The 14,841-nt window shown below is 73.3% G+C and carries 11 protein-coding genes and 1 tRNA gene; 4 read left to right on the forward strand and 8 right to left on the reverse strand.

Going from position 1 to position 14,841, the window contains the following annotated elements:
* Positions 1–128: 128 nt before the first annotated feature.
* The 7 genes from HDA32_RS24730 to HDA32_RS24760 all read right to left on the reverse strand — a co-directional run bounded on the left by HDA32_RS24730 (position 129) and on the right by HDA32_RS24760 (position 9,572).
* Positions 129–4,514, reverse strand: a complete 4,386-nt coding sequence (locus HDA32_RS24730) for a TIGR02680 family protein (RefSeq protein WP_179645460.1) — start codon at positions 4,512–4,514, stop codon at positions 129–131.
* Positions 4,515–4,677: 163 nt separating this feature from the next.
* Positions 4,678–5,925, reverse strand: coding sequence for a TIGR02678 family protein (locus HDA32_RS24735; RefSeq protein ID WP_179645461.1), 1,248 nt, complete (start codon positions 5,923–5,925; stop codon positions 4,678–4,680).
* 108 nt (positions 5,926–6,033) lie between these two features.
* Positions 6,034–6,810, reverse strand: a complete 777-nt coding sequence (locus tag HDA32_RS24740; RefSeq protein ID WP_179645462.1) for a DUF2397 family protein — start codon at positions 6,808–6,810, stop codon at positions 6,034–6,036.
* Between the two features lie 553 nt (positions 6,811–7,363).
* Positions 7,364–7,951 (reverse strand): hypothetical protein, encoded by a 588-nt coding sequence (locus HDA32_RS24745; RefSeq protein WP_179645463.1) that lies wholly within the window; start codon positions 7,949–7,951, stop codon positions 7,364–7,366.
* 239 nt (positions 7,952–8,190) lie between these two features.
* Positions 8,191–8,520, reverse strand: coding sequence for a cousin-of-CoaP protein (locus HDA32_RS31020; RefSeq protein WP_246334475.1), 330 nt, complete (start codon positions 8,518–8,520; stop codon positions 8,191–8,193).
* Positions 8,521–8,531: 11 nt separating this feature from the next.
* A complete protein-coding gene (locus HDA32_RS24755; RefSeq protein ID WP_179645464.1) occupies positions 8,532–8,750 on the reverse strand; it encodes a cousin-of-CoaP protein in 219 nt (72 codons plus the stop codon).
* A 740-nt stretch (positions 8,751–9,490) separates the two neighbouring features.
* Positions 9,491–9,572: transfer RNA gene (locus HDA32_RS24760), tRNA-Tyr, on the reverse strand.
* A gap of 261 nt (positions 9,573–9,833) precedes the next feature.
* On the opposite strand from HDA32_RS24760, the gene HDA32_RS24765 reads away from it, so the two are divergent.
* Positions 9,834–10,331, forward strand: a complete 498-nt coding sequence (locus HDA32_RS24765) for a YajQ family cyclic di-GMP-binding protein (RefSeq protein ID WP_179645465.1) — start codon at positions 9,834–9,836, stop codon at positions 10,329–10,331.
* Between the two features lie 63 nt (positions 10,332–10,394).
* Here the strand turns inward: HDA32_RS24765 and HDA32_RS24770 are convergent, their stop codons facing one another.
* Positions 10,395–11,258, reverse strand: coding sequence for a M48 family metalloprotease (locus HDA32_RS24770; protein ID WP_179645466.1), 864 nt, complete (start codon positions 11,256–11,258; stop codon positions 10,395–10,397).
* Positions 11,259–11,443: 185 nt separating this feature from the next.
* Between HDA32_RS24770 and HDA32_RS32135 the strand changes: the two genes are divergently transcribed.
* From HDA32_RS32135 to HDA32_RS24780, 3 genes are all read left to right on the forward strand, one after another.
* A complete protein-coding gene (locus HDA32_RS32135; RefSeq protein WP_376766986.1) occupies positions 11,444–11,542 on the forward strand; it encodes a putative leader peptide in 99 nt (32 codons plus the stop codon).
* Between the two features lie 254 nt (positions 11,543–11,796).
* Positions 11,797–13,650, forward strand: a complete 1,854-nt coding sequence (locus tag HDA32_RS24775; protein WP_179645467.1) for a 2-oxoacid:acceptor oxidoreductase subunit alpha — start codon at positions 11,797–11,799, stop codon at positions 13,648–13,650.
* Between the two features lie 70 nt (positions 13,651–13,720).
* Positions 13,721–14,707 (forward strand): 2-oxoacid:ferredoxin oxidoreductase subunit beta, encoded by a 987-nt coding sequence (locus tag HDA32_RS24780; RefSeq protein ID WP_179646932.1) that lies wholly within the window; start codon positions 13,721–13,723, stop codon positions 14,705–14,707.
* Positions 14,708–14,841: the final 134 nt, after the last annotated feature.

Genomic DNA, 14,841 nt, shown 5'->3' on the forward strand with positions numbered 1-14,841 from the left:
TGGTGGCGTGGGTGGCGCGGCGCCAGGGCGACCCCTTCATGGGCCTGCGGCCACGCGAGAGGATCGCCCAGTCACCACGGGCTCCGGCCTCGGGCCGAGCTTCAAGACCCCCAATGGCCGGGGACGGATCACACCCCCACCAGGCGGCGCCTGGTGCCGTCCCAGGTGAAGTGCAGGGTGGCGATGCCGGGTTCGGCCGGGTCGCGCAGGCATTCGTAGATGTGCAGGCTCGGGACGCTGGAGAAGCAGCCCCACAGGCGTTCGGAGGTGAGCACGAAGTCGAGGTCGAGTTCGACGAGCAGGCCGAGCAGCCGGCCGTGGGTGGGCTCGTCGACCTTCGCGAAGGCGTCGTCGAGCAGGATCAGCCTGGGGGCGTGCGGCGCGTGCTCGGCGAGCGCGCCGAACTGGGCCGCCGCGGCGGCGAACAGCACGAGGTAGGCGATGACGCGCTGCTCGCCCTGGCTGAGCGCGGTGCGGTGGGTGAGGCGGCGCTCGCGCTCCGGGTGCGCGGCGTCGGTGACGTAGACGCTGAACGCGAACCAGGACCGGTAGTCCAGCGCTGCGCGCAGTTGCGCGCCGCCGGTGGCGGTCGGGTCGAGCCGCCGGATCGCCTCGATGCAGCGGCGCAGCGCGTCGCGCAGCCGCGTGGTCTCGACGCGGGTCCGGTTCTCGGCCGGGCGGTCCAGCAGCGGTACGACGGCGCTGATGTCCTCGTCGGCGTCGGGGGCCAGCCGCCAGTCCAGCCGGACGCCGAGCCCCTGCGACGTGGTGACCTCGCCGAACACCTCGTTCATGGTGGAGATGAGCGCGCGGGCCTCGTTGATCTGGCGGGACAGGTGCCCGGCGAGCTCGCCGAGGAGGTGGCGCTCGTAGGCCTCCTCCTCGCGCACCGCCGCGGTCTCCTCGGCCTCGGTGATGGCGCGCCGGAGGCGTTGGGCGTAGGCGGTGATGTCGTGGGAGCCGTCGTCGTCGTGGACGGTGACGCGTTTCACCCCGGCGGGTTCGGTGAGCTCGGTGCGCGCCCCCGCGGTGTCGCTCGCGGCCAGCAGCCGGTGCAGTTCCTCCCTGCGGCGCAGGATTCCGCTGTTGTCGACGTCGGCCTCCGGGTCGGGGTCCAGCCCGGTCTCGACCGCGGTGACGAGGGCGTCGAGCGTCTGGACGCGCTTGGCGAGCTCTCCCGCACCGTCCTCGGCGGCTTCGGCGGCGTCGTGGTCGGCGACGGGTCCCTCGTCGCCGGCGAGCGCGGCGAGGCCGGCGGCGTCGAGCAGGGCGGTGTCGACGCCGCCGTCGGCGTCGGCGAGCATGGCGCGCAGCGCCGCGCCGACCGCGAGCGCGCGGTGGGCCTGCTCGGCCCGTTCGCGCAGCGCGGTGTCGTGGCGGGTCTCGGCGGCGATCCGGTCGTCGCGGGCGCCGCGTGCCGCGCGCTCCAGCTCGGGGAGGCCGTCGTCGGCCGCCCGCGCCCTGGCGCGCACCTCGGTGACCGCGGTCTCGATCTGCTCGGGGGCCGCGGCCCGGGCCCGGTCGGTGAGCTCGGTCTCGCGGCGGACCGTGATCATGTCGCCGATCGCCGCGGTCCCCGCGTCCTCGGCGGCGACCCGGTCGGCGCGCGCCCGCTCCCACTCCCCTGCGTGCAGCCGGTAATCCTCCAGCAGCCCGGCGAGGACTTCGAGGTCCCGGTGGGCCGCCGCGATCCGCACGCGCAGCAGGCCCAGGGCGGTGCGGACGGCTGCGAGCTCCTCCCGCCCGGTGGGCAGCGCGTGCTCCTGCGCGGGGCCGGTGAGGTCGGCCCGCAGCTCCAGGGTGGTGGCGCGGGCGGTTTCGGCGGCGCGCCGGGCCGCGGCGTGGTCGCGGTTGGCCGCGGCCAGCCATTCACGCGCATTGTCCAGGGCGGCCCAGGCCGCGATGAGGCCGGCGGCGGAGGGCACGGACCGGGCGATGCCGACCAGGGTCTCGTGCCGGCGTTCGATGTCGCCGCGCCGCTCGCCCGCCTCGGCGAGCAGGGCCTCGGCGATGGCGATGCGGCGGTCGATCTTGGCGCGGTGGCGTTCGCGGGTCTCGGCGCGGGCGGCCTCGCCGATGTACTCGGGAGCGGCCTTGCGGTGCGAACCGCTCGCGACGCCGAGGCGCCACCTGCCGTCGAGGCCGACCGAGCTCTCGGCGGGACGGGTGGTCCCGCCGCCGTGGAGCCGGGCCCCGGGTTCCTCGCCGGTGCGGGGCGGCTCCCCTGTGTGGGAGGGCTCCAGCCGGACCGAGGTGAGCAGGGCCGTCACGGCGCCGGAGTCGATCCCCGAGCCGGGCGGTCCGACCGGCTTGAGGACGTCGAGCAGGGTGCGGCCGCCGACGGGTTCGCCGGGGCTCAGCAGGAGGTCTCGGGTGGCGGGGTCGATGACGGCGCCGTCGGCCGTGAGCCACCCCGACAGCAGGCCGCCGGCCTCCAGCGCGGCTTCGAGGCCGGCGCGTTCGGCGGCGCCGAGGCCGTCGGCGAAGTCGACGGCGAGGTAGAACGGCGCGCCCGCCGCGGGGTCGCGCGGCGCGGTGGCCCACGGCTGCGGCGGGGCCGCGACGTGGTCGATGCCGCCGGCCTTGCGCTCGGAGAGCTCGTCGAGTTCGGCGGCGAGCTCGCGCTCCTCGCCGAGCGCGGTGTCGCGCCGGGCGCGCAGCTCCTCCAGCAGGGGGTCGACGACGGCGTGGGCGTCGCGGACGATCTCCGCGGGGGTCTCGGCGTCGACGACCCGCAGCGCGTCGTCCAGCGGAAGTTCGACGCGCTGCTCCAGCGCGTCGAGGGGGTCGGCGAGGTCCTCGGTCGGTGCGGCGGAGCGCAGCGAGCCGCACCATTCGCGGACCCGGGCGGCGTAGTCGGCGCTGGCCGCCCGGACCGCCTCGATGGCGGTGCGCTCGCGCTCGCGGGCGCGTTCGACGTGGCCGTCGCCCCACTCGGCCTCGTCGGCGAGTGCGGTCTCGCGGCGCTCGGCCGCTTCGAGCGCGAGGGCGCGGCCGTGGAGCGCCTCGACGGTGTGCTCGCGCTCGGCGGCCCGGTCGTCGGCGTGGCCGAGCCGGTCGTGCAGTCCGGCGAGCCGGGAGCGCAGGGCGGCGAGGTCGACGCCGGACACGGGTTCGCGCTCGACGGCCTGCTCCAGGCCTTCGAGGTTGACCCTGGTGACGCTCTCGCGCGGCGCCAGGGTGGTGGGGACGGGTTCGGGGACCTCGCCGAGGGCCGCGGTGCCGATGCCCGAGGCACGGGCGGAGGCGCTCGTCTGGGCGTGCAACTGCTGCAGGCCGGCGAGCCGGCGGTCGATGGCCGCGATGTCGGCGGCGAGCCGCTCCTCGGCGTGGCGTTCGGTGGTGAGGGCGTGCCCCGCCGCGGCCCAGGCCGCCTCGGCCGCGCGGATGTAGGCGGTGACGGCCGCGTAGCGGGCCTGCTGCTCGGAGTCGGCGGGGGCCGGTCCGCCGGGGTCGCCGGCGTCCAGCGTCGCGGCGTCGGAGGCGGCGGTGTCGCGGGTGCGGCGCAGCCGGTCGCGCTCCTCCTGGACGGCGCTCTCCGTGGCGACGAGGGTGTCGAGTTCGGTCTCCAGGCGCGCCACCTCGGCGTCGCGCCGGGCGTAGGCCTCGATCTGCTCGCGCACGGCGCCGGCCTGGCCGCGCAGGGCGCCGTGCAGGTAGCGGCGGTAGTCGCCGAGGAAGTCCTCGACCTGGTCGCGGGCCGCGCGCAGGGCGGTGAGCCGGGCGCGGGCGGAGTCGAGGTCGGTGATGTTGCGGGCGACCTCGTCCAGGACGGCCTCGTCCATGGGGGGCAGCGCCTCGGCCAGGACGGACACGAGTTCACCCGCCTCCAGGCGCTCGCCGATGGTGGGGCGGCGCAGCCGGTACAGCAGGTGGACGAGGTTGCGGTAGCGCACGGGGTCGTCGAGGCCGAACAGCTCCCGCATGACCCGGGTCCGGTAGGCGACGGCGGTGTCGTAGCAGTTGTCCGGGCCGACCTCGGCGCGCAGCCGTTCGATCGACAGCGGGCGGCCGTCGGTGACGAGGTCGAGGTCGGTGCCGACCCTGCGCTCGGTGACGAAGAGGACGGAGCGGGCCTCGGCCGCGGAGACCGAGGCGGTGATGGCCGCTCCGAGGGTGCGCCACCGCTGCTCGCCGCCGTCGCCGCGCCCGGTGAACTCCACCCACAGGTAGCCGAGGACGGTGTCGGGGGCGGTCTCGTCGCCCTCGTCCGCGCCGCCGTCGGCCTCGGGCGCGGAGCGGCCCTCCAGCATCAGCCAGCGCAGGCTGGTGCGGCTGGTGCCGGTGGTGTCGAGGCGCCGGGAGTCGCCGTCGAGCAGGAAGGGCAGCAGCATCTCCAGCGCCTTGGACTTGCCCGCGCCGTTGCGGCCGCGCAGCAGCAGGCGGCCGTCGGCGAACTGGAAGACGTGGTCGTCGTACTGCCAGACGTTGTGGACGCCCGCGCGGTTCAGCCGGTAGCGGCTGGGGCGCGCGGGTTCGGGGGACGCGTCCGCGGTCTGCCCGGCGTCGGTCATCGGCCCTCCTCCGCTGCGTGCCGCTCGTGGTCGTCGCCCCGCCGGGGGATCGCCCGCCGGCGGTCCTGCCATTCTCCCGGATCCCGGGGGTGCGCCGGGCCCCGTCCACAGGCCGCGGACGGAGGGCCGCACCGGTGACCGGGGCGATCGGGCCGATCCCGGTTCACCGCCGCTCCTCTGAGCCGTCCCGCGCGCTCCCGCCGCCCGCGGCCGGCGCCGCGTACCGCGCCGCCGCGGCCAGCAGCCGCCAGCCCTCGAACGGCGCCCCCTCCCCCGGAGGACCGCCCCGGTCCATGAGCCGGGTGCGCAGGAGCAGGTCCAGGACCCGATCGGCGAGGTCCTCGGCGTCGGGCAGATGGCTGAGGGCGGTGCGCGACCAGCGGCGCTGCGCGTCCGCGCCGGCGACCTCGGCCAGCTCGGCGCCGAGGAGGTCGGCGGGGACGTCCACCGCGTGGGCCGGGCCCGCGGAGGGGCCGAGCTCGGCGGCGAGCCGCCCGATGAGCACCAGGGCGGTCCGGCCGACGGGGTCGGCGCTGGGGAACGCAGCGGGGCGGTCGGCGCCGCGGGCGTCGGAGGCGCCGTCGTCGGGCATGACCAGGGCGACGCCCTCGGCCCGGATCTCGGCGTCGCAGCCGAGCAGTTCGCCCAGCTCGGCGACCGCCCGCCACTGGTGGTGGCCGAGCCGCTCGCGCCGCCGCTCGTCGAGATCGGCCCGGTAGACGACGGCGGTCTCGGCGAGCAGCCTGCGGACGGTGAGCTCGGCGGCGCCCGCGTCGTCGGAGGCGGTGTCGCCCCGCACGGCCGCGGTGAAGGCGGGAGGATCCGGGGCCGAGTGCGGGGGATGGGCGAGGACGAGGCGGGCGACCTCGTGGTCGACGCCGAACCACACCTCTTCGGCGGGGTCGGTGACGTAGTCGGCGAGGGCGCCCCCGCGCTCGGTGATCGCACCCCACCGGATCAGGTGGCGCAGTGCCGCGACGAACCCGCGGCGTTCGCTCATCCGGTCCCGCGGATCGAGGTCCAGGCCGGCCTCCTCCGCCGCCGCCCGCACGTCCTCGGCGAGCCTCGACAGCGGCAGCCGCGCCGGCGCCTCGGCGAGGGCGGCCAGGGCGAGGGCGAGGTAGGTGTAGGCCCGCGGGGTGAAGTGGGCCCCGCTGGCGCGGGTCAGGGGGGTCGCGACGGCGTCGACCAGTCCCGTCTTGACCAGCCTGGCGTGGTCTGCGGCCACGGTGAGGCGGTAGCCGAGGACCCGCTGGAAGCGCTGGACCAGCCAGTCGGAGTGCGTGCGGACCAGCGCGAAGTCCTCGGGGTGGCTGCGGGCGGTGACGAGCGGGTCGGCGAGGAGCCGCCGGGCCGCCGCCTGCCGTTCCACGGTGAGCGCGATGTCCTCGTTTCCGGACCTGACCGCCATGGGTGTGCGTCACCTCCCTGGGCTCGCGGGGGTCGTCGATCGCCGGGTCGTCGTCCTATGGTGCCGGGGCGGCACCGCGCGCGGCCACCGGAGGGGCTCGGTGCGTCGTCATGCCGGGCGCACCAGCCGGAGCCCGGAGTGCCGTCCGGCCGGGTCGGGGCCGGAGAGGAGGTCGGCGCCGGCCGGCGCTCCGTCCTCGGGGGCCGGCTCCTGCCGGGCGTAGGACGTCACCTGCAGGCGCAGCCCCTCCAGCACGAGGTCCCCGCCGGACTCGCTCAAGGTGATCGACGCGTCGGGGACGCGCCGGACGTGCAGTCGGATGTCGAGTTCGAGGTCGCCGGCCGAGACGGCGTCGGTGATGGCGTCGCCGGAGCCGAGGGCCGCGGTGAGCAGTTCCATGAGCACCTGCAGCGCGGCGTCGGACAGGTGCAGGCGGTCGTCGCCGCCGGTGGGTTCGGCGAGCAGGCGGCGCACCTCCTGCGCCGCGGAGCGGCGCCAGTGGGCCGCGGCCTCCGCGGCGTCGCGCAGCCGGGCCTGCTGCTCGCTGTGGTCATCGACGGGGGCGACCGACCCCGCGCCGACCGGGTGCGCGGCCGCCGCGCCGACCGCGGGCGCGTCCCACCAACTGGCGGTCGCGGCGACGGCCTCCTCGCCCGTGCCGCTCAGGTGCCGGGCCGGGTGTACGGCGAACGCGGCGGTGAAGACCTCGTGCGCCGACGCCGCGTCGGCGCCCTCGAACCAGGCGGCCAGGCGCAGCAGCGCGGCCCGGCCGTGCCGGGGCACCGGCCGCTCCGCGCCGTCCGCGGCACCGGCCGCGAACGCGGCACGGGCCGTCTCGGGTCGGCCGGGACGGGCCGCCGTCGCCTGGTTCGCTGAATCACCCACAACTCAGCAGACTAAAGACCCCGCGCCGCTCCCGTGCCCAAAATCGGGCGACAGCGCCCGGCCCGCACCCTTGAAGACACCGGATGAACTGCGGTTTCTCCCCGCGCCCCGGGTTTTGATTCACTCCCGACCGAGTCGGGGCCGCACCGGGGGCCGGGGCGTGCGCGGCCTCGGCCACCGGGAGATGTCAGGCCAGCCCCAGAAGGGCGTGAAGAGAGCATTGACCGGGTTTTGAACCCCCCGACTCCGGAGGGGGTTCGCGCGGGTGCGGTTCTCTCGCGCGGCCGAAGGCTCATTGAGGTGAACGTCGCACCCGTGCGCGAAGCGGACCCGTCGCCTTGGGCGCGCACCGACACCGCGGTTTCGGTCTGGAGCACAAGGGCATCCGGTGTGCTTCACGCGGAGCCGGGGACCTCGAGGACACGGGCCTGCGGCCACACGGCGGGCCGCCCGTTCACCGCGGACCCTTGCGGCCGAGGTTCACGGCCCCCGATGGCCGAGGCGAGCGGGTGAGGCGGTCCGGCCGCCGCGGGCGGCAGGGCGCCACACGCCCCTACGACCCCTGGGGCAGGATGAGCCGGCCGCCGTCGGAGCGCTCCATCTTCTCGCGCATCTCCTCCGGCAGCTCCCCCGACCCGCCCACGGTGTACTCGGTGAAGTAGAGCCTGCCGTCGACCTCCTCGGGCTCGTCGAGCGTGACGGTCACCTCGTAGGGGTCCTCCCCGCAGTCCGGCAGGCACCAGGTGCCCGACAGGTCCCCCCGCGCCGTCGCCGACTCCCGTTCCCAGGAGCGCCACTCCAGGTCGTTGAACGTGGTGAACTCCGAGGCGACCAGCCCTTCGGGCCTCCTGTCGTCCTCGCCCCGCTCGTTGCCGTGGGTGTTGTAGACGAAGACCTCGGCCGCGGCGCCGTCCGCTCCGCCTGCCGCGTCCTCCTGCCCGTCCTCCTCGGCGCCCCCGCCGTCCTCCTCGGTGCCTTCGGTGGTGCCGTCCTCCGCGTCCGCCGTGGCGGAGCCGCCGGGGTCGGGGCTCGCGGGCGGGGACTCCTCCATCGATCCGGAGCGCGATTCGTCGTCCTGCCCGCCGCAGCCCGCGAGCAGGACGAGCGAGCAGAGCACTCCGGCGACGTGCGTCGATCTCATGGTGACCTCCCTTGGTGATGAACCGCCCGAGCCGGCCGATATCACTGTGAGCAACCCTAGGCAGGAGTCGACCGCCCGCAGGAGAACGACGCGCGCACCACCTGGGCATTCCTCCGACACGGAAGAATCCCCCGGCACCGTCGTTTCACACGACGGTGCCGGGGGATCCCCGAACAGGCCGGTCGGTCTTTCGCGCCGGGACGGCGACGGGTCAGCGGCGCCGTCCCGGGCTCCGCCGATCAGCGGCCGCGGTGGTGGCCGTAGCCGTCCGGTTCCTCGTCCTCCCCGTCGTCCTCCGGGTCGTCCGCCCCCTTGCCGCCGTCCCTCTCGGGGACGGCGTCCATCGCCTCATCGGAGCTGAGGCTCATGTCGGGGCCGTTGACGCATTCCCCGGTGGTCTGCGGCGACAGGGCCGGTACGGCGACGATCTCGGCGTTGCAGACCTGAACCGGAGCGATCTGCAGGTTCTGGTCGAACGGCTGCTCGTGGGCCTGCGCCGGAGCAGCCGTGAGCACCAGGCCCAGCACGGCGCCGGCGATCAGTCCGGCGGCGGTCGGCTCGCGCGGCATCAGGGCGGCTCCTAGTCGAGGTTGGTGTTGACCGGGCCGTTGTTGCAGTCGCCGGTGCTCTGCGGCGACAGGGCCGGTACGGCGACGATCTCGGCGTTGCAGACCTGGACCGGAGCGCCCTGCACGTTCTGGTTGAACTGCTGGTCGGCGGCCTGGGCCGGACCGGCTATGAGCGCCGCGCCCAGGGCGGCACCGGCGATGAGACCGACAGCGGTCAGCTTCTTGAGCATAATTTCCCCCGGGAAATCAAATGGCAAGATTCAACATTGACGCAGACTGACGCCAATGCCCGCGGTGGACTGCGTCGATCATCGACGGCACACCGATTTCTGTCAACGCCGGAACGGAAAGAAATCAGTATGTCCACTTCGCCCGCTGCGACATTCCGGATAATGCGGCACCGAATGGCGATTGAACGTATTCGGGGATTTCCCGCCATTGCCGAGACCCGCAGAAGCCGCGTTGGGCCGGTCCGCCGGTGCGGATGCGGCGGATCCGGCCCCCTGCCCGCCGATCTTGGCCTTGTGGACCCTAAAGACATTGCAATAATCCCGACAAGGCCGAGATCGCCGAGAGAAGCACCGCAAGACGGACATCGTGTGCGCCCGCCCGGATCCGCCGCCGCTTTAAGGACCACCCGTCGTCCGGCAGCGAGCAGGGCCGCACAGCAGACAGCAGCCGCCTGCCGGCCCGCCCGATTTCTGCGGACCTCATCGAGCTTCGACTACTGAGTTCGCGGGATGAGAAGGATTCTCCGGGCTTGGACCTACTGTGCCGCCGGCGCTACGCGCACTGCGACGGCCAACCCTCTGCGCGAACCCGATCGTCAGACATCAGTCGGTACTCCGGGGCCGATGCGGATGTCGTCCCGCGCCGGATCACGTCACCGGGGCGACGGCGGCGGCCGGAGGAACCGGAGAGACGCGAACGGCCCCGCGCAGCGTTCTCGCCGGGCGCGGGGCCGTTGGTGTGGCAGGTCAAGGATTCGAACCTTGGAAGGCTGAGCCGGCGGATTTACAGTCCGCTCCCTTTGGCCACTCGGGCAACCTGCCTGGATCGCGGCGACGTGGTGTCGGCGCATGAACGAGGATAGCGGACATCGGGCCCCGACACGAAATCGATTGTCCCGGACCCCCTGATCAGGCTCTGAGCAGGGAGTCCGCGCCGATCACGGCCGGGGAGGCGGGCACTTGGCTAAGCTCTGTCTCTGCCGCGGCCGCACCGCTCCTCCGGCGGCGGGCCGGCCGCGCCGACATCAGCCGACGACCGCCCCGGCAGGGGCGGTCCCTGAACCGCTTCGGGGGTACGAGCACGTGGCAGCCGAATCCAGTTTTGACGTCGTGTCCAAGCTTGACCGGCAGGAGGTCGACAACGCGCTGAACCAGACGGCCAAGGAGCTCTCCCAACGCTTCGACTTCAAGGGCACCGGCTCCTCCATCGCGTGGTCCGGTGAGCAGGGCGTGGAGATCAAGGCGAACTCCGAGGGGCGAGCCAAAGCGGCCCTTGAGGTCTTCAAGGAGAAGCTGATCAAGCGCAACGTGTCGCTGAAGGCCATCGACCCCGCCGACGAGCCCAGGGTCTCGGGCAAGGAGTACCGCCTCCCGATCGCGCTGAAGGAGGGCATCTCCACCGAGGACGCCAAGAAGATCTCCAAGATCGTCCGCGACGCCTACCCCAAGGGCGTCAAGGCCCAGGTTCAGGGCGACGAACTGCGGGTCAGCTCCAAGAAGAAGGACGAGCTGCAGGCCATCATCGCGATGCTCAAGGAGAAGGACCTCGACATCGCGCTGCAGTTCGTCAACTTCCGGTAGGTCCTCGCGACGGGCCCGGGCGCCGGCGGGGACCGCCGCGGCCCCGGGCGCCCTCGTCCCCGGTCAGCCCAGGTCCCAGCGGTCCGCCGTCTCGCGGAGCCGACGGATGCGCTCGGTGGTGGGCGGGTGCGCGGCGAACAGCCGGCCCATCCCCTGGCAGGGGAACGGGTGGGCGATCATCAGGTGGGCCGAGGTGAGTAGGCCGCGTTCGGCGGGCAGCGGGTGGATCCGGGTGCCCACCTCGATCTTGCGCAGCGCGCCGGCCAGGCCGATCGGGTCGCCGGTGAGTCGCGCCGCGGCGTCGTCGGCCCGGAACTCACGGGTCCGGCCCACTCCCAGGTGGATCACCATGGCCGCCAGCGGGCCGACGGCCAGGAACAGCAGCCCGCTGAGCAGGCTCGGCACGTCCTCGTCCTCGGAGTCGCCCAGCGGCAGCAGCAGCGCCAGCGCCGTCAGCGACGTGATGATCATGGCGAGCATGGCCGCGACCGAGGAGACGAGGGTGTCGCCCTTGCGGATGTGCGCCAGTTCGTGCGCCAGGACGCCGCGCAGTTCGCGCTCGCTGAGCAGGCGCAGCAGGCCCGTGGTGCAGCAGACGACGGCGCGGCGCTGGCTGCGGCCGGTGGCGAACGCGTTGGGCGCCGACGTGGGCGACAGGTACAGCCTCGGCATGGGTTGGCGGGCCTCGGTGGCCAGCTCCCGCACGATCCGGTACAGCTCGGGCTGCTCGATCTCGCTGACGGGACGGGCGTGCATGGCCCTTAGGGTCATGGTGTCGCCGAAGAAGTAGACCAGCCCGTTGACGGCGATCGCCGCGACCACGCCCAACTTCAGGCCCGCCGGGCCGCCGCACAGCCAGCAGACCAGCACGAGCACTCCCGAGAGTCCGGTGAGGAGGCCCACTGTGCGGAGCGTGTTGCGGTGCACGGCTGCTCACGGCCTCCCTCGTCGCCGGTGCCCTCTGCGGGCCTGTCCATGGATACAAACGTCCGGATCGGGGTCGTGCGTTCCCGAAGTGCGGCGATGAAGTTCACCGGATCATCGGATCACGGAGTGTGATATGCCCCACCCGTGCCGTACTCCGCATCGGAGCACAACCTATAGTTGCAAGGGTGGCCGCTATCACCTCGACCGGAACGCCTGGCGCCCTGCTCGTCGGCAGGCGGCACGTGGACCTCGCTCGGATCGCCAGCGCGCTGTGTAGCCGCTGACGCGTTCGGTGATCACGTCGGCCCGGCCGCCCCCACGGGAGTGCCTCGATTTGCGGGCGTGATAATCCTGTTCATCATTATTCTATTCATCCGCGGCGATCCCCCTGCGCCCGCGGGCGCAGGAGACGCCCACCGCAACCCCGAAACCCGCCTCACGGCCGAACCCTGACCGGCCGCTCGCCCCGCGGCGAGGCCGAGGCAGTTCCACGAGCCGTCCCGCGCATGGCGGCTTCCCTAGGAGGTCGGCGATCTCAGTGACCAAAGAGGTCCAGCAACTCGACCGCGTCATCATCCGCTTCGCAGGCGACTCCGGCGACGGCATGCAGTTGACCGGCGACCGATTCACCCAGGAGACGGCGTCGTTCGGCAACGACCTGTCGACCCTGCCGAACTTCCCCGCCGAGATCCGGGCCCCGGCCGGAACGCTCCCGGGAGTGTCCAGCTTCCAGCTGCACTTCGCCGATCACGACATCATGACGCCCGGCGACGCGCCCAACGTGCTCGTGGCCATGAACCCGGCGGCGCTCAAGGCCAACGTGGACGACGTCCCCAACGGGGCCATGATCATCGTCAACACCGACGAGTTCGGCAAGCGCAGTCTGAGCAAGGTGGGCTACGCGGCCAATCCCCTCGAAGACGGGTCCCTGGCGGAGTTCAAGGTCAGCGCCGTGCCCCTGACGTCGATGACGGTCAAGGCGCTGGAGGACTTCGAGATCTCCAAGAAGGACGCCGAGCGCGCGAAGAACATGTTCGCGCTGGGGCTGCTGTCCTGGATGTACAACCGGCCCACCGAGGGCACGCTCGGCTTCCTCAAGGCCAAGTTCGCCAACAAGCCCGAGATCATGGCCGCCAACCTCGCGGCGTTCCAGGCCGGCTGGAACTTCGGTGAGACCACCGAGGACTTCGCGGTCTCCTACGAGGTCAAGCCGGCGGCGCTGCCGCCGGGCAGCTACCGCAACATCACCGGCAACCTCGCGCTCTCCTACGGCCTGATCGCCGGTTCGGAGCTGTCGGGGCTGCCGCTGTTCCTCGGCTCCTACCCGATCACGCCGGCCTCCGACATCCTGCACGAGCTGTCCAAGCACAAGCGGTTCGGGGTCCGCACGTTCCAGGCCGAGGACGAGATCGCCGGCGTCGGCGCCGCGCTGGGCGCCGCGTTCGGCGGCTCGCTCGGCGTGACCACGACGTCGGGCCCCGGCATGGTGCTCAAGGCCGAGACCATCGGCCTGGCCGTGATGACCGAGCTGCCGCTGCTCATCATCGACGTGCAGCGCGGCGGCCCCTCGACCGGCCTGCCGACCAAGACCGAGCAGGCCGACCTGCTGATGGCGCTGTTCGGCCGCAACGGGGAGTCGCCCGTTCCGGTCCTGGCGCCGCGCTCGCCCGCCGACTGCTTCGACATGGCGATCGAGGCCACCCGGATCGCCACCGAGTACCGCACCCCGGTGATCGTGCTCTCCGACGGCTACCTGGCCAACGGCTCCGAGCCGTGGCGCCTGCCCGAGGTGTCTGAGCTGCCCGACATCAGCGTCGACTTCGCCGCCGGGCCCAACGGCGAGGACGGCGCGTTCCTGCCCTACCTGCGCGACCCCGAGACGCTGGCGCGCCCCTGGGCCGTGCCGGGCACCGCCGGCCTGGAGCACCGCATCGGCGGCATCGAGAAGAGCGACGGCACCGGCAACATCTCCTACAGCCCCGCCAACCACGACCTGATGGTGCGCTCGCGCCAGGGCAAGATCGACGGGATCGCGCGCGGCATCGCGCCGCTGGAGGTCGACGACCCCGGCGGCGACGCCGACGTCCTGGTCCTGGGCTGGGGCGGCACCTACGGCTCGATCGGCGCCGCCGTGCGGCGGGTGCGCCGCGCCGGGGGCAGGGTGGCCCAGGCGCACCTGCGCCACCTCAACCCGTTCCCCGAGAACCTGGGCGAGGTGCTGCGCGGCTACGACCGCGTGCTCGTGCCCGAGATCAACCTGGGCCAGCTCGCGCTGCTGCTGCGCGGGAGGTTCCTGGTCGACGTCATCAGTTACACGAAGGTCCGCGGCCTGCCCTTCAAGGCCGAAGAGCTGGCGGCCGTGGTTCAGGAGGTCATCGACCGTGCCGAGTGAGAACGGATTCAATCCCGAGGAAGGGTTCCGCGGGCTGAAGCTGGTGCCGCGCAGCGACACCGCCTACAAGATGAAGGACTTCAAGTCCGACCAGGAGGTCCGCTGGTGCCCGGGATGCGGTGACTACGCGGTCCTGGCGGCGTTCCAGGGGTTCCTGCCCGAGCTGGGCGTGCCGCGGGAGAACATCGTCATCATCTCCGGCATCGGCTGCTCGTCCCGGTTCCCCTACTACCTGAGCACCTACGGCATGCACTCGATCCACGGGCGCGCGCCGGCGATCGCGACGGGCCTGGCGGCGAGCCGGCCGGACCTGTCGGTGTGGGTGGTCACGGGTGACGGCGACGGGCTGTCCATCGGCGGCAACCACCTGATCCACGCGCTGCGGCGCAACGTCAACATCAACGTGCTGCTGTTCAACAACCGCATCTACGGGTTGACGAAGGGGCAGTACTCGCCGACGTCGGAGCCGGGCAAGGTCACCAAGTCCTCGCCGATGGGGTCGCTGGACTCCCCGTTCAACCCGGTGTCGCTGGCGCTGGGCGCCGAGGCCGGGTTCGTGGCGCGCACCGTCGACTCCGACCGCAAGCACCTGACCGGCGTGCTGCGCGCGGCGGCCGACCACCAGGGCGCCTCTTTCGTCGAGATCTACCAGAACTGCCCGATCTTCAACGACGACGCGTTCGAGCCGCTGAAGGACCCGGCCGAACGCGACATGCGGGTGCTGCGGATGGAGCACGGCGAACCGCTGCGCCTGGGCGGCGACCGCGGGATCGTGCAGGGCGAGTACGGCGAGCTGACCGTGGCCGACGTCGCGGAGGCTGGCGAGGACCGGCTGGTCCGCCACGACGCGCACCGCGCCGACCCCGGCTACGCGTTCGCGCTGTCCCGGCTGGACTACCCGGCGTTCGACCACGTCCCGATCGGCGTCTTCCGCTCCGTCGAGCGGCCCAGCTACGACGAGCTGATGGCCGAGCAGGTCACCGAGGCGGAGACGGTCCAGGGCCGCGGTGACCTGGCGGCGCTGCTCGCCAGCGGCGACACCTGGACGGTGGACTGAGCCGACCGCCACGGCCACGGCACCGGCGGCCGCGCACCGGGAGTCCCGGGTGCGCGGCCGCCGGCGTCCGCGGGCCCGGGTCCGGCGCCGCGCCGTCCGCCCGGACCGCGGCTCGTCCGCCCGGGCCGCTCCGG

The sequence above is a fragment of the Spinactinospora alkalitolerans genome (assembly GCF_013408795.1).
Taxonomy (GTDB): domain Bacteria; phylum Actinomycetota; class Actinomycetes; order Streptosporangiales; family Streptosporangiaceae; genus Spinactinospora; species Spinactinospora alkalitolerans.